Here is a 19,775-nt window from a genome sequence, read left to right as displayed (position 1 = left end):
TTAATCCTTAACTACCAGCTTGTCTTTGATCCCCTGCGCCTGCCAACGCACCCACAGCATAATTGCCGCCAGAACGACAATCGGCAGTAACGGATCGAGCCAACTGCCGCCGGAACCGAACAGCAGGTTAATCAGCGCCACGCCGGTGCCGCCAATCGCCCAGGCAATGGTCGTCGGTACAGACCAAACCACCATCTGCTGTTTGACATCAGAGACGCCCATCATGCGGTTAACCACCCAGAACAGGCTATCGTTGAAGTAGCCGAAGAACAGCGACCCCATCGTTGCGGCCTGAGCGGCAAGCAACATATTGATGCCGGGGATCTGCGCCAGGATCGGCGCGGAAATCGAGGCGGCAGTGATCATCGCCACCGTCCCCGATCCCTGAATCAGGCGTACCAGCGTCGCCACGATAAACGGGATCAGGATCGGCGAGATCGGCAGGTTGGCAACCTGCTCCGCCAGCTGTTGCCCCGCGCCGCTGTCGCGCAGGATCGCGCCCAACGCGCCGCCAGCGCCCGTGACCAGTAAGATAATCCCGGCGCTTTGCAAGCCCTCTTCCAGACGCTCTGCGGTGGTATGTTTATCCATGCGCGGCACCAGCGTATACACCGCCAGCAGAACGCTGATGGCCAACGCGATCACTGGACTTCCCACAAAGTTGATTGCCTGTACCACCGGATGCGTCGCCAGGCCGGACCATCCTTCTACAGTGGCGAGGGTGGAACAGATAGCCTTCAGGAAGATCAGCACGATCGGCACCACAATAGGCAGCAGAGAGAGCGTCAGGCTCGGCAGATCCTTTTGCTCTTTCTCTTTATTGTACTGCTCCAGCGCGGCATTGACTTCATCGGCGTTCAGCGTGCGCGGCACGAAATCAGGGTAGCGTTTATCCAGCCACTGCGCATAGAACACAATGCCGATCACACAGGGCACCGCCAGCGCCATCCCGGTCAATAACATTGCGCCGATGTCGACGTTAAAAATCCCGGCTACCCCCAGCGGGCCTGGCGTCGGAGGTACCGTATGGTGAGTGACCACCAGCCCGCCCGCCAGCGCGACGCCCAGCGTCAGTAGCGAACGTTTACCGCTTTTCGCCAGCGCTTTCGCCACCGGATAAAGAATGACAAAAGCGGAATCGACGAAAATGGGAATGCTGACAATATAACCCGTGATCGCCAGCGCCCACTCTTCACGGCGTTTCCCCAGCCATTTGATAAAGCTCCAGGCGATACGCTCCGCCGCGCCGGAAACCTCCAGCAAGCGCCCCATCATTACGCCGAGACCAATCACCAGGCCAATGCTGCCCAGCGTCGTACCGAATCCGCTGGTGATGACAGAGAGCGTTTTATCAATGCCCATTCCCCCCAACAGACCGGCGATACAGGCCGCCGCCAGCATCGCGATCAGCGCATGAACACGGGTGCGTAACACCAGCCATACCAGAACGAAAACGGCAACGATCAGGCCGATAATTGGGGTCGGTAAACTTGTCATGACCTCCCCTCCATATCATCTTGTCGAAAGCGTTCGATAATGTCATCGAAGCGTTTATCGGCGACAAAACCTAACGCCAGCGCCCGCTGGTTATCGATACGTCCCGGCCAGGAGGCGACAATTTTCTCGACGCCTTCGTCGCGCTGATGCGTAACCCGATCGCGCGCCGCCTGACCGCCCGCCTGACGCAACGTTTCCAGCATCTCACCCACGGTTACGCTGATCCCGGGTAAGTTGATGCTGCTCGCCTCGCCAGGCGCGGGTAACGTTGCGGCCAGCGACAGGTTATGGATCACCGTCGCCGGGCTGGAAATCCACAGCCGCAAACTTTCCGACACCGGGCAGATGGTCGTCTCGCCCTGCAACGGTTCACGAATAATCGCGCTGACAAAAGAAGAAGCGGCGCGGTTTGGTTTACCCGGGCGAACACAGATCGTCGGCAAACGCAGCGCCAGCCCATCCACATAGCCTTTGCGGGTATAGTCGTTGACCAACAGTTCACAGGCGGCCTTCTGCGCGCCATAAGACGAGCGCGGCGTGAGCGCGGTGGTATCGGTGACGCATTCCGGCAGCGTACCGCCATAAACGGCAAGCGAGCTGGAGAAGACAAAACGAATTTTCTGCGGTTGTCGACGACACGCCTCAAGTAACTGGCGGGTAAGATCCAGGTTAACTTTCCATCCCAGATCGAAATCGTCTTCCGCATGACTGCTGACAATCGCAGCGAGATGATAAACAACAGAGGTATTAGCGGTAATCACATTCTCCAGCACGCCCGGCTGGGTTAAGTCAGCCTCCAGACAGCGTAAACGAGGGGAATCTGATAACCGTGCAGGCATTTTTAAATCAACAAGAAGCAGTTCGTTAAACGCCAGCGATGAGTTTAATAAGGCGCTTGCGAGTTTCTGGCCTAAAAAGCCGCCCCCGCCGGTAATGATAATCTGCATCCGGATGTCCTCTTTATTGTTGTGTAGGGTAGTTCAGGGTTAGCGCCAGGCGTTAAACCAGCCAAGCCCGTCCTGCGTGGTATTCCGTGGTTGGTATTCGCAGCCTATCCAGCCGCGATAACCTACGTCATCGAACAGCCGGAACAGCCATGGGTAGTTGATCTCGCCATCATCCGGTTCATGTCTGTCCGGTAGCGAGGCGATTTGTACATGGGCATAGCGGCCCGCGTACTCGCGAATCAGGTGACTCAAATTGCCATCCACTTTTTGTGCGTGGAAAGTGTCGAGCTGGATGAACACATTCGGGCGGTCAACCTCTTCTGCGATGCCCAGCGCCTGATATTGGCTGGAAAAGAGGTAGCCGGGTTTAACGCCGGGACTCAGCGCTTCGATCAAAATACGTTTATCGTGGGCGGCAAACCGGTCGGCGGCATAACGCAAATTATCGATAAACGTGGCGCGATAACGTGCGCCATCAGCGCCATCCGGCACGACGCCCGCCATGATGTGAACCTGCTCGCATTCCAGCGCCAGAGCGTATTCCAGAGCCAGATCGATATCGGCGCGCGCGTCGTGTTCGCGCCCCGGTAGCGCGGCACGTCCCCACTCGCCCGCCGCGGTATCGCCCGCCGAAGTATTAAACAGCGCCAGCGTCAGATCATGACGCGATAGCTTGGCTTTAATCTCGCTGGCGGCAAAGCCGTAGGGGAACAGAAACTCAACGGCCTGAAAACCGGCTTCGGCAGCGGCGGCAAAACGCTCGGTAAACGGCACTTCGGTAAACATCATCGACAAATTGGCGGCAAAACGCGGCATCGGGTTATCTCCTTAACTGCGCAATTTCTTCGGTGGTTAAATAACGAATCGGGCGTTCGCCAAGGATAAAAATCAGCTTTGCCGTCTCTTCCAGCTCCTCGGTATTATTAGCGGCTTCCTGCAAATTCTCCCCGCACACGACCGGCCCATGATTAGCCAGTAAAAAGGCCTGATGCCGGGCCGCCAGCGCAGCCAAATCGCGAGCAATTCGGTCATCCCCCGGGCGATAGTAGGGAACCAGCGGAATGTCTCCCATCCGCATCACCACATAGGGGGTAAACGGGCGAATCACATTTTGCGGGTCCAGCCCTTCGAGACAGGAAAGCGCCGTTGACCAGGTGCTGTGCAGATGTACCACGGCCTTGCAGCAAGGGTTATTGCGATACAACGCCAGATGAAAACGCACCTCTTTAGACGGTTTATCGCCGCTGAGCCATTCGCCCTGCGGGTCCACTTTGGATAGCCGCTGCGGGTCGAGATTACCCAGACACGAACCGGTGGGCGTCGCCAGAATATTGCCGTCCGGCAGTAACAGCGAGAGGTTGCCTGCCGAGCCGGTGGCATAGCCGCGCTGGAAAAACGAGGCGGCTATCCTGACCATCTCTTCTCGCAAAGCGTGCTCTTCTTTTGCCAGTGTCGTCATACCTGAAACTCCCTTTGAGCGCGGATAAAAAAGGATTCATCGCCAAAATTGCCTGACTTTAGCGCCAGCGAGACCGGCGCATGGAGCGCATTGACCCACGGCACGCCGGGTGAAATGCACGGTCCGATGTGAAAACCGGTAATACCGAGGCTTTGCGTCACCACGCCCGAGGTTTCGCCGCCCGCCACGATAAACCGGGTGATACCGCCTTCCGCTAAGCGAGCGGCCAGCAGGGAAAAGAGCGCCTCTACCGCATGGCTGGCTTCGGTAGCGCCATATTGCTGCTGGATGGCGGCCAGCGCCTGCGTGGAGGCGGTGGCGCTAATCATTGGCGCCAGTTCGCTGTCCTGACTGAGCACCCACTGCGCCAGCGCTTCAGCGTAGGCCTCGCGCGTCTCAGATGACAGGCAGCGCGCCACGTCAACGTCGCGTGTGGGAGCATGTTGTCGATAGAAGGCCACCTGCTGATTCGTCATTTGCGAACAGGAACCGGAAAGCACCACCGCGCGACCGCTCAGCGGATAGCCTGCGGAACGGGCCTGAGAAACGCCGTGCTTCGCCCACTGACGCGCCAGCCCCATTGCCAGCCCGGAACCGCCGGTCACCAGCGGGGCATCACGCAAAACCTCGCCCTGGATTTCCAGGTGCCGCTCATTGAGCGCGTCAAGTACCGCGTAGCGATATCCTTCCTGCTGTAAACGCGACAGCGCCGCACGGGTCGCGGCAACGCCTTCATCAAGCGTCTGAGCCGGAATAACGCCGCAGCGCCCTTGCGCCTGCGCTTCCATCAGACGCGGCAGGTAGCTGTCGGTCATCGGATTGATAGGGTGGTGGCGCATACCGGACTCCGCCAGCAAGTGGTTCATGACAAACAGATAGCCCTGATAGACCGTGCGTCCGTTAACCGGCAGCGCGGGAGAAATCACGGTAAATGAGGTATCCAGCGCCACCATCAGCGCATCGGTGACCGGGCCGATATTGCCTTCGGCGGTACTATCGAAAGTCGAGCAATATTTGAAATAGACTTGCTGGCAGCCCTGTTTTTTCAGCCATACCAGCGCCGCCAGCGATTGTTTTATCGCCTCTTGCGCCGGGCATGAGCGGGTTTTCAGGCTGATAACCACCGCGTCGCACCCTTCCGGTTGCGTCCCGGTTGGGACATCATTGATCTGCACTGTCGGCATTCCGTTTTCGACCAGAAAACTGGCGATGTCAGTCGCGCCGGTAAAATCATCGGCAATGACGCCAATTTTTAACATGACGGCTCCTCAGGCGTGACGCCAGGCAGAGTAATCCCCGAGAAAATTTTGATCACAGCGCTGTCATCCTCTTTGCCATAACCGGCGTTACTGGCGCTGGTGAACATATTTAACGCCGTAGAGGCCAGCGGTAAGGGGAAGCGCAGCGCTTTCGCCGTGTCGGCAACCAGCCCCAAATCTTTGACAAAAATGTCGACGGCCGAATGCGGGGTATAGTCGCCGTCAACGACATGCTGCATACGGTTTTCGAACATCCAGGAGTTGCCGGCGGCATGGGTCACGACGTCATACATCACGTCCAGAGGAATACCGGCCCGCGCGGCCAGCGCCATCGCTTCGGCCGCCGCCGCAATATGCACGCCAGCCAGCAGTTGATGAATGATTTTGACGGTTGAGCCTGCGCCCGGCGTATCGCTGATGCGATAAACGTTGCTGGCAACGGCGTCCAGCACAGGCTTCAGGCGGGTAAACGCCGCCTCGTTCCCGGAGGCCATCACCGTCATTTCGCCCTGCGCCGCTTTTACCGCGCCGCCGGAAACCGGCGCATCCAGTATGTTAAGATTCAATGCCGTCAACGCCGCGGCGATCTCTTGCGCGTCGGCGCTTGAGATCGTAGACGAAACCATCACCGCGCTTCCGGGTTTCATCAGATGGGCGACGCCATCCTCACCGAATAACACCTGTCTGACCTGGGCGGCATTGACGACCAGAATGACTAACGCATCCACGACGCCGGCGAACTCCCTGGCGCTGGCGGCAGCCCCACAAGCCCCTTCAGCGAGCAGATTCGCGCACGCTTGCGGGTTAAGATCGGCCCCCCATGTGGAAAGCCCGGCGCGCAGGCATGAACGCGCAGCGCCCATTCCCATTGAGCCAAGCCCCACAATGCCGACATGAAAATCAGTTCCTGTTGTCATTATCACTCCATGTTAATTTACGTGATATTATGTTTTGTTATGTGAATATAGGCGTTTTTGTAAACAATTGCGGTGAGTTGTTTCACAAAAAATAACAAAATATGTTATTTTTTGTGAAGGCAATCCTCATAGAACTTCACACGCTGTGACGAGAAATCGCGTAAAATCGCGACAGGACTAAAGAAAGGAGCAGACGTTGATACCTACTGAGCGTCGACAAATCATTCTTGATATGGTGGCGGAGAAAGGCATCGTCAGTATCGCTGAACTGACCGAGCGCATGCATGTATCCCACATGACTATCCGCCGTGATTTACAAAAACTGGAGCAGCAAGGCGCGGTAATCCAGGTCTCTGGCGGCGTGCAATCATCGACTCGCGTGGCGCACGAACCCTCGCATCAGATCAAAACCGAACTGGCGACGCCGCAGAAAGCGGCGATTGGCAAACTGGCCGCCAGCCTGGTACAGCCAGAAAGCTGTATCTACCTTGATGCAGGTACTACCACGCTGGCGATTGCCAGGCAGCTGGTTACGATGAATAAACTTACGGTGGTGACGAATGATTTCGTTATCGCCGATTACCTGATGGACAATAGCAATTGCACAATTATTCACACTGGCGGGGCGGTATGCCGGGAAAACCGGTCGTGCGTCGGTGAAGCCGCGGCGACGCTTTTGCGCGGGCTGATGATTGACCAGGCCTTTATTTCCGCCTCTTCCTGGAGCGTGCGCGGTATTTCAACGCCGGCAGAAGATAAAGTCACGGTGAAACGGGCCGTCGCCAGCGCCAGCCGCCAAAAAATTCTGGTGTGCGACGCGACCAAATACGGCCAGGTCGCGACGTGGCTGGCGTTACCGCTGGCGGAATTCAACCAAATCGTCACCGATGACGGCCTGCCGGAAAGCGCAATTCGGGCGCTGGCCAAAGTGGATATCTCACTGCTGATGGCCAAACAATAGCGAAGCGGCGCAAGCCGCTTACGTCATCATCTTGCGTACCAGTTGCGTAAACTGTTCGCGTTCTTCAGCGCTCAGTCGCCCCAAAAACTCATCGTCAACGCGATCCCCCAGTGGTATCGCGGCGGCGAGCAACGTTTGGCCCTGAACGGTGAGATAGACAAAACGCCGACGTTTATCCAGCGGATCGTTTTCTCGCTTTACCAGCCCACGATTTTCCATCCGGCTTAACATCTCCGCCAGCGTCGCTTTAGTGCTGACCGCCGCTTCGGTCAGATCGACCTGTTCAATACCCGGATGTTCAGCAATAACGCGCATCACCGCATATTGAGGTTTGGTGAGCTCCGGTAGTTCATGCTGCCAGCGTGCGGTATGTTGCTGAAAAAGTTGGCGTAACAGATGAAACGCGGTGTTTCGTAACTCCATGAGCGCTCCGGATAAATTAACTTTTTCTATCATAACGACTTATGCACGGTTTTTTAATGACGAATGCTTTAGCTAAACGTGCGCAGGCGTCGGGAGCGATCTTGTCGCAAAGGCCGTGTGGGCGTATTTTGATCAAAATGTTCGTATACGAACGATATTTGAGGTAAGAAATGAGATTGATTGTGGGGATGACCGGTGCGACCGGCGCGCCGCTTGGCGTCGAGCTACTCCAGGCATTGCGGGCGATACCTGATGTTGAAACGCATCTGGTAATGTCAAAGTGGGCGAAAACCACTATTGAACTGGAGACGCCCTACACGCCCGCTGAGGTAGCCGCCCTGGCAGATTATTGTCATAGCCCGGCCGATCAGGCGGCGACCATTTCCTCCGGCTCATTTCGTACCGACGGCATGATTATTATCCCCTGCAGTATGAAAACACTGGCGGGGGTTCGCGCCGGCTATGCCGAGGGGCTGGTGGGACGCGCTGCCGATGTCGTGTTGAAAGAGGGTCGCAAGCTGGTGCTTGTGCCGCGGGAAATGCCGCTCAGCACGATTCATCTGGAAAACATGCTTGCGCTTTCTCGTATGGGGGTGGCGATAGTGCCGCCCATGCCCGCGTTCTACAACCTGCCGCAAACCGTTGACGATATTATCCAGCACATCGTAGCGCGCGTTCTCGACCAGTTTGGTCTGGAGCATACGCGCGCGCGTCGCTGGCAAGGACTGCGACAGGCAGCAAATTTTTCACAGGAGAATGGATAATGGCATTTGATGATTTGCGCAGTTTTTTACATGCGCTGGATCAGCAGGGACAACTGCTGAAAATCAGCGAGGAAGTGAATGCGGAGCCGGATCTCGCCGCCGCTGCCAACGCAACGGGACGAATCGGCGATGGCGCGCCCGCGCTGTGGTTTGACAATATTCGTGGTTTTACCGACGCCCGCGTGGCGATGAATACCATCGGTTCCTGGCAGAACCATGCCATCTCACTGGGTTTGCCGCCTAACACGCCGGTTAAAAAACAGATCGATGAATTTATTCGCCGCTGGGACAATTTTCCGGTAGCGCCGGAGCGCCGCGCCAATCCGGGCTGGGCGGAAAATACCGTCGACGGCGACGCGATCAACCTGTTTGATATTCTGCCGCTGTTTCGTCTGAACGACGGCGACGGCGGATTCTATCTGGATAAAGCCTGTGTGGTATCACGCGATCCGCTCGATCCCGATAACTTCGGCAAGCAGAATGTCGGTATCTACCGTATGGAAGTTAAAGGCAAGCGTAAGCTGGGTCTGCAACCAGTACCGATGCATGATATCGCATTGCACCTGCACAAAGCCGAAGAGCGCGGGGAAGATCTGCCGATTGCGATCACGCTGGGTAACGATCCGATCATTACCCTGATGGGCGCAACGCCGCTGAAATACGATCAGTCAGAGTATGAAATGGCAGGCGCGCTGCGTGAAAGCCCCTATCCTATCGCCACCGCGCCACTGACCGGTTTTGATGTGCCGTGGGGATCTGAAGTCATTCTTGAAGGGGTCATCGAAAGCCGTAAACGTGAAATTGAAGGACCGTTCGGCGAATTTACCGGCCACTATTCCGGCGGTCGCAACATGACCGTGGTGCGTATCGATAAGGTCTCTTACCGCAGCAAACCCATTTTTGAATCGCTCTATTTGGGTATGCCGTGGACGGAAATCGACTACCTGATGGGGCCGGCGACCTGCGTGCCACTGTATCAACAGTTGAAAGCCGAATTTCCGGAAGTGCAGGCGGTAAACGCCATGTACACCCACGGCCTGCTGGCCATCATCTCAACCAAAAAACGCTACGGCGGCTTTGCCCGCGCGGTGGGCCTGCGAGCGATGACGACGCCGCACGGTCTGGGATATGTGAAGATGGTGATCATGGTCGATGAAGATGTCGATCCATTCAATCTGCCACAGGTGATGTGGGCGTTGTCGTCGAAAGTGAATCCGGCAGGCGATCTGGTACAGCTACCGAATATGTCCGTCCTGGAACTGGATCCGGGCTCAAGCCCGGCGGGGATTACCGACAAGCTGATCATTGACGCCACCACGCCGGTTGCGCCAGATAACCGTGGTCACTATAGCCAGCCGGTTGTTGATTTACCGGAAACTAAAGCCTGGGCTGAAAAGCTGACCGCCATGCTGGCCAACCGTAAATAAGGAGTAACCGATGATTTGTCCACGCTGTGCCGATGCACATATTGAACTCATGGCGACTTCGCCGGTAAAAGGAGTCTGGACGGTATATCAGTGTCAGCATTGTCTGTATACCTGGCGCGATACCGAACCGTTACGTCGTACCAGCCGCGAACACTATCCACAAGCGTTTCGCATGACGCAAAAAGATATTGATAACGCGCCAATGGTGCCGAGTATCCCGCCGTTGCTGGCAGAAGACAAACGGTAAAAAAAAAGGCCAGTCTGTCGACTGGCCTTTTTTTGACAAGGGTACTTACTCGCGGAACAGCGCTTCGATATTCAGCCCCTGCGTCTGCAGAATTTCGCGCAGACGGCGCAGGCCTTCAACCTGAATCTGACGAACACGTTCACGCGTAAGACCGATTTCACGACCTACATCTTCCAGTGTCGCAGCTTCATATCCCAGCAGACCGAAACGGCGCGCCAGCACTTCACGCTGTTTGGCGTTCAGTTCGAACAACCATTTGACGATGCTCTGTTTCATATCGTCATCTTGCGTGGTGTCTTCCGGACCGTTCTCTTTTTCATCGGCCAGAATGTCCAGCAACGCTTTTTCGGAATCACCGCCCAGCGGGGTGTCTACCGAGGTAATGCGCTCGTTGAGACGAAGCATACGGCTGACGTCATCAACCGGTTTATCCAGTTGCTCTGCAATTTCTTCCGCACTCGGTTCGTGGTCCAGTTTATGCGACAACTCACGTGCGGTGCGCAGGTATACGTTCAGCTCTTTAACAATGTGAATCGGCAAGCGAATCGTACGGGTTTGGTTCATAATCGCCCGTTCGATTGTCTGGCGAATCCACCAGGTTGCGTATGTTGAGAAGCGGAACCCGCGTTCCGGGTCAAACTTCTCGACTGCACGGATAAGCCCCAGGTTGCCCTCTTCAATCAGGTCCAGCAACGCCAGTCCACGATTGCCATAACGGCGGGCAATTTTTACCACCAGACGCAGGTTACTCTCAATCATGCGACGGCGAGAAGCGACATCTCCACGCAGTGCGCGACGCGCAAAATAGACTTCTTCTTCGGCTGTTAACAGTGGTGAATACCCAATCTCACCAAGGTAAAGCTGAGTCGCGTCCAACACACGCTGTGTGGCCCCTTGCGATAACAGCTCTTCTTCAGCCAGGTCGTTATCACTGGGTTCCTCTTCACTCAAGGCTTTTTCGTCAAAAGCCTCTACTCCGTTCTCATCAAATTCCGCGTCTTCATTTAAATCATGAACTTTCAGCGTATTCTGACTCATAAGGTGGCTCCTACCCGTGATCCCTTGACGGAACTAGCAAGTCAAAGCCTGGTTCCGCCGCTTTATCGCTGCGGTAAATAACGCAGCGGGTTTACGGATTTCCCCTTGTAACGAATTTCAAAATGCAAGCGTGTAGAGCTGGTGCCGGTGCTACCCATAGTAGCGATTTTTTGCCCCGCCTTAACTTCCTGTTGTTCCCGGACCAGCATCGTATCATTATGGGCGTAGGCACTCAGGTAATCATCGTTATGTTTGATGATAATAAGATTACCGTAACCACGCAGTGCGTTACCGGCATATACGACGCGCCCATCAGCGGTTGCGACGATAGCCTGTCCCTTACTGCCTGCAATGTCGATCCCTTTATTGCCCCCTTCGGAAGCGCCAAAGTTTTCGATCACTTTGCCATCCGTCGGCCAGCGCCATGCGGAAATCGGCGCGCTGGTTGACGTACTGCTTGCATTTGGTTCGGTCGTGCTTACCGTTGGTGCCGTTACAGGCGCTGTGACAACCGTCCCAGCAGGCTTGTTGTTTGGCAACATTTTGTTAGCACTTTGTTCACCTGAGCCCTCAGAATACGTAATTGTTGGTTGAGACGCAACTGCAACGGTGGAATTTTGTGCAGACCTGGTCACAACTCCTTGCTGTGCTGCATCCGCCTGGGTGATCGCATTTCCGCCAGTAATTGGCGTACCGGATGCGTTACCAACTTGCAAAGTTTGCCCTACATTCAGGCTATACGGGGCAGAAATACTGTTTCTCTGGGCCAGATCGCGGAAATCGTTCCCGGTAATCCAGGCGATGTAAAAAAGCGTATCACCCTTTTTCACGGTGTAAGTACTGCCACCCGTATAGCTACCTTTCGGAATATTCCCATACTGGCGATTGTATACGATTCGCCCATTTTCCATCTGCACGGGTTGTTCCGTGACCGGTTGAGTTTGCATGGGCTGCGTTACAGGACGCTGAACGGGTTGAATTTGCGGCGCTTGTTGCGGCGTTTGTTGCGTCGTCGCGCCCATTTTTGGCGGCGGTGTGATCAACATCCCGGAATTGGTATTTGATGACGACCCACTGTCCACAGACGTGACCGGCGCCGGAGGGTTTGACGAACTGGTACAACCTGCCAGCCATAGTGAAACCAGTGATAGTGCCGCAATGCGACTAACGGTGAATTTTGGGCTTCCCGCGCTCATTTATCCCCCAGGAAAAAATTTGGTTAACAACCAGTGACGTAAGAACCGTGCAACGCATTAAGTGAACACGGGAAAATGTGTTCACGATACGCTTAACCCACCGGGAATAACCAGGAAAACTCCAGGTATTCGTTTCGGCTTCATCAGGCGTAAGAGTGGGTGTTTGCAGGGCAAACTAGGCCAGCTCTCCCTTGACTAACGGGACGAAGCGAACGGCCTCCACGGTATCGATAATAAATTCGCCGCCCCGGCGACGCACGCGTTTCAAAAACTGCTGCTCATCGCCCACGGGCAGAACAAGAATGCCGCCTTCATCCAACTGTGCCATGAGCGCGGTAGGAATTTCCGGCGGCGCGGCCGTCACAATGATAGCGTCAAACGGCGCACGCGCCTGCCAGCCTTGCCAGCCATCGCCATGACGGGTAGAAACATTATGTAAATCGAGCTGCTTCAGGCGGCGGCGCGCCTGCCATTGCAGCCCCTTAATCCGCTCAACGGAGCAAACGTGATGTACCAGATGCGCCAGAATCGCCGTCTGATAGCCGGAACCGGTGCCAATTTCCAACACCCTGGATTGCGGCGTCAGTTCGAGCAGTTCCGTCATTCGCGCCACCATATAGGGCTGCGAAATCGTCTGACCCTGGCCTATCGGCAAAGCGATATTTTCCCAGGCCTTATGTTCAAACGCTTCATCAATAAATTTCTCGCGCGGCACTGCGGCAAGCGCATTAAGCACCAGCTCATCTCTGATGCCCTGTGCGCGCAATTGTTCAAGAAGAGCCTGTACACGTCCACTTACCATTGCGTGCCAACTCCCACGCTGTCTAACCAGTCTGAAACCACATCATGCGCGCTGTGCGCGGTTAAATCCACATGCAACGGCGTGACGGAGACGTAGCCTTCATCCACCGCCGCGAAATCGGTATCCGGCCCGGCATCGTATTTATCGCCCGGCGGGCCAATCCAGTACAATGTATTACCGCGCGGATCTTCCTGCGGGATTACTTTATCCGCTGGATGGCGGCTACCACAGCGAGTCACGCGGATGCCTTTAACCTGCGCTAACGGTAGATCCGGGACATTCACGTTGAGAATACGCCCGGTACGCAACGGCTCCCGGCTTAACCCTCGCAAAAGCGCGCAAGTCACGGCTGCAGCCGTATCATAATGCTGATAGCCGTTAAGGGAGACCGCTAATGCCGGAAAGCCGAGATGACGACCTTCCATCGCCGCGGCGACTGTACCGGAATAGATCACATCATCGCCCAGATTCGGACCCGCGTTAATACCGGAAACGACAATATCCGGACGCGGACGCATTAAGGCATTAACGCCCAGATAGACGCAATCGGTCGGCGTCCCCATCTGTACGGCGATATCGCCATTATCAAAGGTAAAAGTACGAAGCGAAGATTCCAGCGTGAGGGAATTAGACGCGCCACTGCGGTTACGATCCGGGGCTACGACCTGTACATCAGCAAACTCACGCAGCGCTTTCGCCAGCGTTTGTATACCGGGCGCGTGAACCCCGTCATCGTTACTCAGCAATATGCGCATAATCACCCATTGTGTTGATCAGTTCCCTTACTACGCTGGTGGCAAAACTGCCTGCGGGCAGCCAGAAACGTAACTCGACGGTAACGTCATCCCACCAGTTCCAGCTTAATTGTTGCGGATAAAGCAGCATCGCTCTGCGCGACGCCTCTACTTTTTCGCGCAGCAACAGCGATTGCAACACCGTTTCCTGGGCAATGGCATCTTGCTCAAACGCCAGCGCCGCACGCTGTGTTCCCCACTCTCCGCTGCCCGGCAACGACGCTGTAATCATCAGCTCTTTTTCGTCTACCCGGCGCTGCAATTCAGGCAGTTCTTCAGATGTCGCGACGAACCAGCTTCCACGCCCCGCTAATTGTAGCGCATCGCCGTCAACAACTTGATTAAAGTCTGGTTTCTTCAGCCGCTGGTGAACAATTTGATTAAACAACGCGCTACGTGCCGCCGACAACCAAAAACTGCGTTTATTGCGATCGCGCACCGGCGCGTTACTTTGCGCCCAGCGCAGCGCGCCCTGCAAGTTGCTGCCACCAATGCCGAATCGCTGTGCGCCAAAATAGTTCGGCACGCCGCCATCGCGAATCGCCTGCAATCGCGTTTCGACATCGCGGCGATCGCTTATTTCACGCAACACCAGCGTAAAGGCATTGCCTTTCAGCGCGCCTAAACGCAGCTTACGCTTGTGACGCGCGTATTCCAGCACTTTACAACCTTCCAGCTGAAAGGCGCTGAAATCGGGCATCTCTTTCCCCGGCACGCGCGCGCACAGCCACTGCTCGGTAACGGCGTGTTTATCTTTTTGCCCGGCAAAGCTCACTTCGCGAGCGTGAATTTTCAGGAATTTCGCCAGCGCGTCAGCGACAAAACGGGTATTGCAACCGTTTTTCAAAATACGCAGCAGAATGTGCTCGCCTTCACCATCCGGCGTAAAGCCTAAATCTTCAACCACCACAAAATCTTCCGGATTCGCTTTCAGCAATCCGCTACCTTGTGGTTTTCCGTGCAGCCAGGTGAGATTGTCAAACTCTGTCATTTCGCCGCCTTCATCAGCAACGCGACCGCTTCGCAGGCAATGCCTTCTCCGCGTCCGGTAAATCCGAGCTTTTCCGTCGTCGTCGCCTTCACGTTAACATCATCCATATGGCAGCCGAGATCTTCGGCGATAAAGACGCGCATTTGCGGAATATGCGGCAGCATTTTCGGCGCCTGCGCAATAATGGTGACATCTACGTTGCCGAGGGTGTACCCCTTCGCCTGAATACGACGCCAGGCTTCACGCAGTAGTTCGCGGCTATCCGCCCCCTTAAATGCCGGATCGGTATCCGGGAAGAGCTTGCCGATATCGCCAAGCGCCGCCGCACCCAGCAGCGCATCGGTCAGCGCATGTAACGCCACATCGCCATCGGAATGCGCCAATAGCCCTTTTTCATAAGGGATACGCACGCCGCCAATAATAATCGGCCCTTCTCCGCCAAACGCGTGTACGTCAAAACCGTGTCCAATTCGCATTATGCTTTCTCCTGGTGGATGGTTCGGGTCAGATAAAATTCCGCCAGCGCCAGATCTTCCGGACGGGTGACCTTGATGTTATCCGCGCGACCTTCTACCAGCGCCGGATGAAAACCACAATACTCCAGCGCTGACGCCTCGTCGGTGATGGTCGCGCCTTCATTCAGCGCACGCGTCAGACAATCGTGCAAGAGCTCGCGGGGGAAAAACTGCGGGGTGAGCGCGTGCCATAAATCGGCGCGCTCTACGGTATGGGCAATAGCGTTTTTCCCTGGTTCGCCGCGTTTCATGGTGTCGCGCACCGGACTGGCGAGGATACCGCCGACCCGGCTGTTTTCGCTGATAGCCAGCAACCGCGCAAGGTCATCCTGATGCAAACAGGGTCTTGCCGCGTCGTGCACCAGCACCCACTGCGCCTTTGCAACGGCCTGTAACCCGGCCAAAACGGAATCAGCGCGTTCGTTGCCGCCATCCACAACGGTGATTTGCGGATGATTCGCCAGCGGAAGTTGGGCAAAGCGATGATCGCCAGGACTGATAGCAATAACAACGCGTGTCACCCGAGGATGCGCCAGCAGCGCATGAACTGAGTGCTCCAGAATGGTTTTATTACCGATTGAGAGATACTGCTTAGGACATTCTGTTTGCATTCGGCGGCCAAATCCGGCCGCCGGCACCACGGCGCAAACGTCCAATAAAGTGGCTGCCATGTTAAATCCCTGGATGGTTTATCGATGAGTTTGCCCCGCCGTTGCCGCGCGTTTTGAGGCGTCAGGCACCAGACGATAGAAGGTTTCGCCCGGTTTGGTCATGCTAAGTTCGTTGCGCGCGCGCTCCTCAATCGCTTCCTGGCCACCATTGAGATCGTCAATTTCGGCAAAAAGCTGATCGTTACGCGCTTTAAGTTTGGCGTTTGTCGCCTGCTGCGCGACCACATCATCGTTGACGCGGCTATAGTCATGTATGCCGTTCTTACCGAACCACAGCGAGTACTGTAGCCAGACCAGTAAAGCCAGCAACAGCAGCGTTAGTTTACCCATCCTGCCCCCTGAAAAACGGCATCATCATCCCATAACGTCCTCTGTGACTCCACATTCAGGACGGGATTGCCGCGACAACGCCGGCAAATGTACCACATTTGCCGGATGTTACGTATACCCGAGTAAGGAGAACATAATCTCATTGTTGGTTACGGTTTGAATTATGACCGGAGGCGCAGTGATAACCCGTCTACCCTAATAGCCATATAAATAACGCGCCGAACAGCGCGCCTACGGCCAGTAGAGTAAACATGATGCTAAAAAGTATTTTGCCCTTTACCAGCAAATGCAACGCAATGCCGATAATCACCGATACCGGCATTAACGCGAGGAAAAAGGGCCAGGTATAGAGGAAAAAAAACAGCGTGTTAGGGCCATAAAGCAGAAAAGGGATCCCCAACGCCAGCAGCCATGACACAAAGCCGACCACCGCCCCCGGAAATGCACTGGTGGCGTCATCGTCGACCATGAAGGCGTCTGACCTTGTGAAAGTAATGTTATGGCTATTACGCATATTAAATCCTGTAACCTTGACCATACCGGGCATACAAGCCCGGTGGTGTCTCAGGATCTGATAATATCGCGCCGTCTCAGCAGGTCTAATAATTGGGAAACCAAATTTGTTACTAATTGTTCACCATTAAGATGAACCTGGGGCGAGTCAGGCGCTTCGTAAATGGCGTCGATACCGGTAAAGTTACGCAACTCGCCCGCGCGCGCTTTTTTATACAATCCTTTAGGATCGCGCTGTTCACAGATAGCCAGCGGCGTATTGACATAAATCTCGATAAAACGATCGTGGCCGACGCGCTCTTTTACCAGTTGCCGCTCGGCGCGGTGCGGAGAAATAAATGCCGTCAAAACAATCAGGCCGGCGTCCGCCATCAGACTGGCCACTTCGCCTACCCGCCGGATATTCTCCTGGCGATCGGCATCGCTAAAGCCTAAATCACGGCACAAACCGTGGCGCACATTATCGCCATCCAACAGGTAGGTACTGACGCCACGCTGATGTAACGCCTCTTCCAGCGCGCCGGCCACCGTTGATTTTCCCGAACCGGAGAGTCCGGTAAACCACAGCACCACGCCACGGTGGCCGTGGAGCTGTTCACGGGCGGCGACAGTAACGGGATGAGAGTGCCAGACCACGTTCTCATCATGCAGCGCCATGTTTATCTCCCAGCAAATCGCGGGCGTCCCAGTGCGGAAAATGACGGCGTACCAGCGCATTCAGCTCCAGCTCAAACGCACTGTATTCCACGGGCGGCGTCGCTCCGCGTTCGTCCAGTTCCCGCACCATGCCAGCGCCCACGGTGACGTTAGAAAGTCGGTCGATAAAAATCAGCCCGCCCGTCACCGGATTTTGCTGATAAATATCCAGCGCGAGCGGCTCATCGAATGTCATCTCTACCAGACCAATACCGTTTAACGGCAGGCTCTCGACGTCTCGTTGGGTCAGATTGTTGATATCAATCTGATAGCGAATAGCCTCGATACGCGCGCGGGTTTTCTTACCCGCGAGTTTAACGTCGTAGCTTTGGCCCGGCGCCAGCGGCTGTTCCGCCATCCATACCACGTCGATCGCGGCGTGACGCGCAGGTGCCAGCGTCTCGTTTGCCGCCAGCAGCAGATCGCCGCGGCTAATATCAATGTCGTCGTTGAGTACCAGGGTAATGGCTTCGCCCGCACAGGCTTCTTCTTTATCGCCATCAAAAGTGACGATACGCGCCACGCTGGATTCCACGCCGGACGGCAGCACTTTAATGCGCTCTCCGACTTTGACGCTACCAGACGCCAGAGTGCCGGCATATCCCCGAAAATCAAGGTTCGGGCGATTGACATATTGTACCGGAAAGCGCATCGGCTGACGGTCTACCGCACGCTGTATGTCTACCGTTTCCAGGACTTCCAGCAGCGTCGGACCGCTGTACCAGCGCATATTCGCGCTCTGCGCGGCGACATTATCCCCTTCCAGCGCCGAAAGCGGGACAAAGCGAATATCCAGATCGCCCGGCAACTGTTCAGCAAAGGTCAGGTAATCTTCACGAATACGGGCGAAGGTCTCTTCGCGGTAGTCAACGAGATCCATTTTGTTGATTGCCACCACCAGGTGTTTGATCCCCAACAGAGTGGAGATAAAGCTATGGCGACGCGTCTGATCCAGCACGCCTTTACGCGCGTCGATCAGTAGGATCGCCAGATCGCAGGTGGACGCCCCGGTCGCCATATTACGGGTATATTGTTCATGGCCCGGCGTGTCGGCGATAATAAATTTTCGTTTTTCCGTGGAGAAATAGCGGTACGCGACGTCAATAGTAATGCCCTGCTCACGCTCGGCCTGTAGCCCATCTACCAGCAGCGCCAGATCGAGTTTTTCTCCCTGCGTGCCATGACGTTTACTGTCATTATGCAGAGAAGAGAGCTGATCTTCATAAATTTGCAGGGTATCGTGCAGCAAACGACCTATCAGCGTACTTTTACCGTCATCAACGCTGCCACAGGTTAAAAAACGCAGCAGGCTTTTGTGCTGTTGGGCCATCATCCAGGCTTCGACGCCGCCTTCATTGGCGATTTGTTGTGCAAGTATGGTGTTCATGGCGGCTCCTTAGAAATACCCCTGACGTTTTTTAAGCTCCATCGACCCCGCCTGATCGCGGTCAATCATCCTTCCCTGGCGCTCGCTGGTGGTAGAAACCAGCATCTCTTCGATAATTTCCGGCAGCGTTTGCGCGTGGGATTCCACCGCCCCGGTGAGCGGCCAACAGCCAAGTGTACGGAAGCGCACCATCCTTTTTTTGATGACTTCGCCAGGCTGGAGATCGATACGATCGTCATCCACCATCATCAACATGCCGTCACGTTCCAGAACCGGGCGTTCAGCAGCCAAATACAGCGGCACGATGTCGATGTTTTCCAGCCAGATGTATTGCCAGATATCCTGCTCTGTCCAGTTGGAGAGCGGGAAGACGCGTATACTTTCGCCTTTATTAATCTGACCGTTATAGTTACGCCACAACTCTGGCCGCTGATTTTTCGGGTCCCAGCGATGGAAACGGTCACGAAAGGAGTAAATACGTTCTTTCGCGCGGGATTTTTCCTCATCGCGCCGTGCGCCGCCGAACGCGGCATCAAAACCGTACTTATTCAGCGCCTGCTTTAACCCTTCGGTTTTCATAATGTCAGTGTGTTTAGCGCTACCGTGAACGAACGGATTGATGCCCATCGCCACGCCTTCCGGATTTTTATGTACCAGCAATTCGCAGCCGTATGCGTTGGCGGTACGATCGCGAAAGGCGTACATCTCACGGAATTTCCAACCGGTATCAACGTGCAATAGCGGGAACGGCAACGTCCCCGGATAAAACGCCTTACGCGCCAGATGCAGCATGACGCTGGAGTCTTTACCAATGGAGTACAGCATGACCGGATTAGCGAATTCCGCTGCCACTTCACGGATAATGTGGATACTTTCCGCCTCCAGTTGCCGCAGGTGGGTGAGTCGTTTTTGCTCCATAACCGTTCCTTTGCAATACCGTT

Annotated in this window: 24 protein-coding genes; 5 read left to right on the top strand and 19 right to left on the bottom strand. The window is 55.4% G+C overall.

The features are described 5' to 3' along the window. From LDB27_RS04615 to ltnD, 6 genes are read right to left on the bottom strand one after another with little or no spacing between them, the layout of a single operon-like run. On the bottom strand, positions 1-1,497 hold the full coding sequence (locus tag LDB27_RS04615) for a GntP family permease (protein WP_000202725.1): 1,497 nt from the start codon (positions 1,495-1,497) through the stop codon (positions 1-3). After that, positions 1,494-2,444: a D-erythronate dehydrogenase gene (gene denD, locus LDB27_RS04610; protein ID WP_001165727.1), complete on the bottom strand. Its 951-nt coding sequence runs from the start codon at positions 2,442-2,444 to the stop codon at positions 1,494-1,496. The genes LDB27_RS04615 and denD overlap by 4 nt, the downstream gene beginning before the upstream one ends. A gap of 39 nt (positions 2,445-2,483) precedes the next feature. Continuing rightward, positions 2,484-3,260 (bottom strand): HPr family phosphocarrier protein, encoded by a 777-nt coding sequence (locus LDB27_RS04605; RefSeq protein WP_001136942.1) that lies wholly within the window; start codon positions 3,258-3,260, stop codon positions 2,484-2,486. Positions 3,261-3,264: 4 nt separating this feature from the next. Then, positions 3,265-3,903: an aldolase gene (locus LDB27_RS04600; protein WP_000209068.1), complete on the bottom strand. Its 639-nt coding sequence runs from the start codon at positions 3,901-3,903 to the stop codon at positions 3,265-3,267. Further along, positions 3,900-5,162 carry a 3-oxo-tetronate kinase gene (otnK, locus tag LDB27_RS04595; protein WP_000912488.1) on the bottom strand — a complete coding sequence of 421 codons (1,263 nt, stop codon included), beginning with the start codon at positions 5,160-5,162 and terminating at the stop codon, positions 3,900-3,902. The genes LDB27_RS04600 and otnK overlap by 4 nt, the downstream gene beginning before the upstream one ends. Beyond that, positions 5,156-6,079 (bottom strand): L-threonate dehydrogenase, encoded by a 924-nt coding sequence (ltnD, locus tag LDB27_RS04590; RefSeq protein WP_000206950.1) that lies wholly within the window; start codon positions 6,077-6,079, stop codon positions 5,156-5,158. The genes otnK and ltnD overlap by 7 nt, the downstream gene beginning before the upstream one ends. 196 nt (positions 6,080-6,275) lie before the next feature. Between ltnD and ygbI the strand changes: the two genes are divergently transcribed. Then, complete coding sequence (gene ygbI / locus LDB27_RS04585; protein ID WP_000613185.1) at positions 6,276-7,040, top strand: DNA-binding transcriptional repressor YgbI; 765 nt, start codon at positions 6,276-6,278, stop codon at positions 7,038-7,040. 18 nt (positions 7,041-7,058) lie between these two features. Here the strand turns inward: ygbI and LDB27_RS04580 are convergent, their stop codons facing one another. Then, positions 7,059-7,463, bottom strand: coding sequence for a MarR family winged helix-turn-helix transcriptional regulator (locus tag LDB27_RS04580; RefSeq protein WP_000423338.1), 405 nt, complete (start codon positions 7,461-7,463; stop codon positions 7,059-7,061). Positions 7,464-7,633: 170 nt separating this feature from the next. Between LDB27_RS04580 and LDB27_RS04575 the strand changes: the two genes are divergently transcribed. Genes LDB27_RS04575 through LDB27_RS04565 form a run of 3 tightly spaced genes read left to right on the top strand, consistent with a single transcriptional unit; the run spans position 7,634 to position 9,901 of the window. Further along, positions 7,634-8,227 carry a non-oxidative hydroxyarylic acid decarboxylases subunit B gene (locus LDB27_RS04575; protein ID WP_001237180.1) on the top strand — a complete coding sequence of 198 codons (594 nt, stop codon included), beginning with the start codon at positions 7,634-7,636 and terminating at the stop codon, positions 8,225-8,227. After that, on the top strand, positions 8,227-9,654 hold the full coding sequence (locus tag LDB27_RS04570; RefSeq protein WP_000863168.1) for a non-oxidative hydroxyarylic acid decarboxylases subunit C: 1,428 nt from the start codon (positions 8,227-8,229) through the stop codon (positions 9,652-9,654). The genes LDB27_RS04575 and LDB27_RS04570 overlap by 1 nt, the downstream gene beginning before the upstream one ends. Positions 9,655-9,664: 10 nt before the next feature. After that, on the top strand, positions 9,665-9,901 hold the full coding sequence (locus LDB27_RS04565; protein ID WP_000562967.1) for a non-oxidative hydroxyarylic acid decarboxylases subunit D: 237 nt from the start codon (positions 9,665-9,667) through the stop codon (positions 9,899-9,901). Positions 9,902-9,946: 45 nt separating this feature from the next. Here the strand turns inward: LDB27_RS04565 and rpoS are convergent, their stop codons facing one another. After that, entirely contained in the window at positions 9,947-10,939 is a 993-nt protein-coding gene (gene rpoS, locus LDB27_RS04560) for an RNA polymerase sigma factor RpoS (RefSeq protein WP_000081498.1), read from the bottom strand. A 62-nt stretch (positions 10,940-11,001) separates the two neighbouring features. Then, positions 11,002-12,084 carry a murein hydrolase activator NlpD gene (gene nlpD / locus LDB27_RS04555; RefSeq protein ID WP_223149274.1) on the bottom strand — a complete coding sequence of 361 codons (1,083 nt, stop codon included), beginning with the start codon at positions 12,082-12,084 and terminating at the stop codon, positions 11,002-11,004. Here nlpD and LDB27_RS04550 point away from each other — a divergent pair. After that, entirely contained in the window at positions 12,014-12,172 is a 159-nt protein-coding gene (locus LDB27_RS04550) for a peptidase (RefSeq protein ID WP_223148970.1), read from the top strand. The genes nlpD and LDB27_RS04550 overlap by 71 nt on opposite strands. 138 nt (positions 12,173-12,310) lie before the next feature. On the opposite strand, the gene LDB27_RS04545 is transcribed toward LDB27_RS04550, so the two are convergent. The 10 genes from LDB27_RS04545 to cysD all read right to left on the bottom strand — a co-directional run bounded on the left by LDB27_RS04545 (position 12,311) and on the right by cysD (position 19,752). After that, a complete protein-coding gene (locus tag LDB27_RS04545) occupies positions 12,311-12,937 on the bottom strand; it encodes a protein-L-isoaspartate(D-aspartate) O-methyltransferase (RefSeq protein WP_000253542.1) in 627 nt (208 codons plus the stop codon). Next, positions 12,931-13,692 (bottom strand): 5'/3'-nucleotidase SurE, encoded by a 762-nt coding sequence (gene surE / locus LDB27_RS04540; protein ID WP_001221538.1) that lies wholly within the window; start codon positions 13,690-13,692, stop codon positions 12,931-12,933. The genes LDB27_RS04545 and surE overlap by 7 nt, the downstream gene beginning before the upstream one ends. After that, positions 13,673-14,722: a tRNA pseudouridine(13) synthase TruD gene (gene truD / locus LDB27_RS04535; protein ID WP_000134246.1), complete on the bottom strand. Its 1,050-nt coding sequence runs from the start codon at positions 14,720-14,722 to the stop codon at positions 13,673-13,675. Before truD ends, surE begins: the two co-directional genes overlap by 20 nt. Further along, on the bottom strand, positions 14,719-15,198 hold the full coding sequence (gene ispF, locus LDB27_RS04530) for a 2-C-methyl-D-erythritol 2,4-cyclodiphosphate synthase (protein ID WP_001219244.1): 480 nt from the start codon (positions 15,196-15,198) through the stop codon (positions 14,719-14,721). The genes truD and ispF overlap by 4 nt, the downstream gene beginning before the upstream one ends. Continuing rightward, positions 15,198-15,908, bottom strand: a complete 711-nt coding sequence (gene ispD, locus LDB27_RS04525) for a 2-C-methyl-D-erythritol 4-phosphate cytidylyltransferase (RefSeq protein WP_000741649.1) — start codon at positions 15,906-15,908, stop codon at positions 15,198-15,200. The genes ispF and ispD overlap by 1 nt, the downstream gene beginning before the upstream one ends. Positions 15,909-15,926: 18 nt before the next feature. Beyond that, positions 15,927-16,238: a cell division protein FtsB gene (ftsB, locus tag LDB27_RS04520; RefSeq protein WP_000517480.1), complete on the bottom strand. Its 312-nt coding sequence runs from the start codon at positions 16,236-16,238 to the stop codon at positions 15,927-15,929. A gap of 190 nt (positions 16,239-16,428) precedes the next feature. Further along, positions 16,429-16,752, bottom strand: a complete 324-nt coding sequence (locus tag LDB27_RS04515; RefSeq protein ID WP_001537530.1) for a DUF3561 family protein — start codon at positions 16,750-16,752, stop codon at positions 16,429-16,431. Between the two features lie 50 nt (positions 16,753-16,802). Then, positions 16,803-17,408, bottom strand: a complete 606-nt coding sequence (cysC, locus tag LDB27_RS04510) for an adenylyl-sulfate kinase (protein WP_001173663.1) — start codon at positions 17,406-17,408, stop codon at positions 16,803-16,805. After that, entirely contained in the window at positions 17,395-18,834 is a 1,440-nt protein-coding gene (gene cysN, locus LDB27_RS04505; protein ID WP_001092269.1) for a sulfate adenylyltransferase subunit CysN, read from the bottom strand. Before cysN ends, cysC begins: the two co-directional genes overlap by 14 nt. A gap of 9 nt (positions 18,835-18,843) precedes the next feature. Continuing rightward, the gene (cysD, locus tag LDB27_RS04500) at positions 18,844-19,752 is read right to left on the bottom strand and encodes a sulfate adenylyltransferase subunit CysD (RefSeq protein ID WP_000436059.1); all 909 of its coding nucleotides are present in this window, start codon (positions 19,750-19,752) and stop codon (positions 18,844-18,846) included. Positions 19,753-19,775 lie beyond the last annotated feature (23 nt).

It is taken from the genome of Salmonella sp. JXY0409-18, from assembly GCF_020268625.1.
In the GTDB taxonomy this organism is placed as follows: domain Bacteria; phylum Pseudomonadota; class Gammaproteobacteria; order Enterobacterales; family Enterobacteriaceae; genus Salmonella; species Salmonella enterica.
This window is presented reverse-complemented; position numbering and strand designations above follow the sequence as displayed.

Bases quoted from the DNA above. Each gene is read 5' to 3' on its own strand.
- LDB27_RS04600 (WP_000209068.1), bottom strand. From the start codon at position 3,903: ATGACGACACTGGCAAAAGAAGAGCACGCTTTGCGAGAAGAGATGGTC.
- ispF (WP_001219244.1), bottom strand. From the start codon at position 15,198: ATGCGAATTGGACACGGTTTTGACGTACACGCGTTTGGCGGAGAAGGG.
- LDB27_RS04575 (WP_001237180.1), top strand. From the start codon at position 7,634: ATGAGATTGATTGTGGGGATGACCGGTGCGACCGGCGCGCCGCTTGGC.
- LDB27_RS04605 (WP_001136942.1), bottom strand. From the start codon at position 3,260: ATGCCGCGTTTTGCCGCCAATTTGTCGATGATGTTTACCGAAGTGCCG.
- rpoS (WP_000081498.1), bottom strand. From the start codon at position 10,939: ATGAGTCAGAATACGCTGAAAGTTCATGATTTAAATGAAGACGCGGAA.
- ftsB (WP_000517480.1), bottom strand. From the start codon at position 16,238: ATGGGTAAACTAACGCTGCTGTTGCTGGCTTTACTGGTCTGGCTACAG.
- LDB27_RS04545 (WP_000253542.1), bottom strand. From the start codon at position 12,937: ATGGTAAGTGGACGTGTACAGGCTCTTCTTGAACAATTGCGCGCACAG.
- ispD (WP_000741649.1), bottom strand. From the start codon at position 15,908: ATGGCAGCCACTTTATTGGACGTTTGCGCCGTGGTGCCGGCGGCCGGA.
- cysC (WP_001173663.1), bottom strand. From the start codon at position 17,408: ATGGCGCTGCATGATGAGAACGTGGTCTGGCACTCTCATCCCGTTACT.
- LDB27_RS04565 (WP_000562967.1), top strand. From the start codon at position 9,665: ATGATTTGTCCACGCTGTGCCGATGCACATATTGAACTCATGGCGACT.
- LDB27_RS04615 (WP_000202725.1), bottom strand. From the start codon at position 1,497: ATGACAAGTTTACCGACCCCAATTATCGGCCTGATCGTTGCCGTTTTC.
- LDB27_RS04570 (WP_000863168.1), top strand. From the start codon at position 8,227: ATGGCATTTGATGATTTGCGCAGTTTTTTACATGCGCTGGATCAGCAG.
- cysD (WP_000436059.1), bottom strand. From the start codon at position 19,752: ATGGAGCAAAAACGACTCACCCACCTGCGGCAACTGGAGGCGGAAAGT.
- cysN (WP_001092269.1), bottom strand. From the start codon at position 18,834: ATGAACACCATACTTGCACAACAAATCGCCAATGAAGGCGGCGTCGAA.
- ltnD (WP_000206950.1), bottom strand. From the start codon at position 6,079: ATGACAACAGGAACTGATTTTCATGTCGGCATTGTGGGGCTTGGCTCA.
- LDB27_RS04580 (WP_000423338.1), bottom strand. From the start codon at position 7,463: ATGGAGTTACGAAACACCGCGTTTCATCTGTTACGCCAACTTTTTCAG.
- LDB27_RS04515 (WP_001537530.1), bottom strand. From the start codon at position 16,752: ATGCGTAATAGCCATAACATTACTTTCACAAGGTCAGACGCCTTCATG.
- surE (WP_001221538.1), bottom strand. From the start codon at position 13,692: ATGCGCATATTGCTGAGTAACGATGACGGGGTTCACGCGCCCGGTATA.
- denD (WP_001165727.1), bottom strand. From the start codon at position 2,444: ATGCAGATTATCATTACCGGCGGGGGCGGCTTTTTAGGCCAGAAACTC.
- truD (WP_000134246.1), bottom strand. From the start codon at position 14,722: ATGACAGAGTTTGACAATCTCACCTGGCTGCACGGAAAACCACAAGGT.
- otnK (WP_000912488.1), bottom strand. From the start codon at position 5,162: ATGTTAAAAATTGGCGTCATTGCCGATGATTTTACCGGCGCGACTGAC.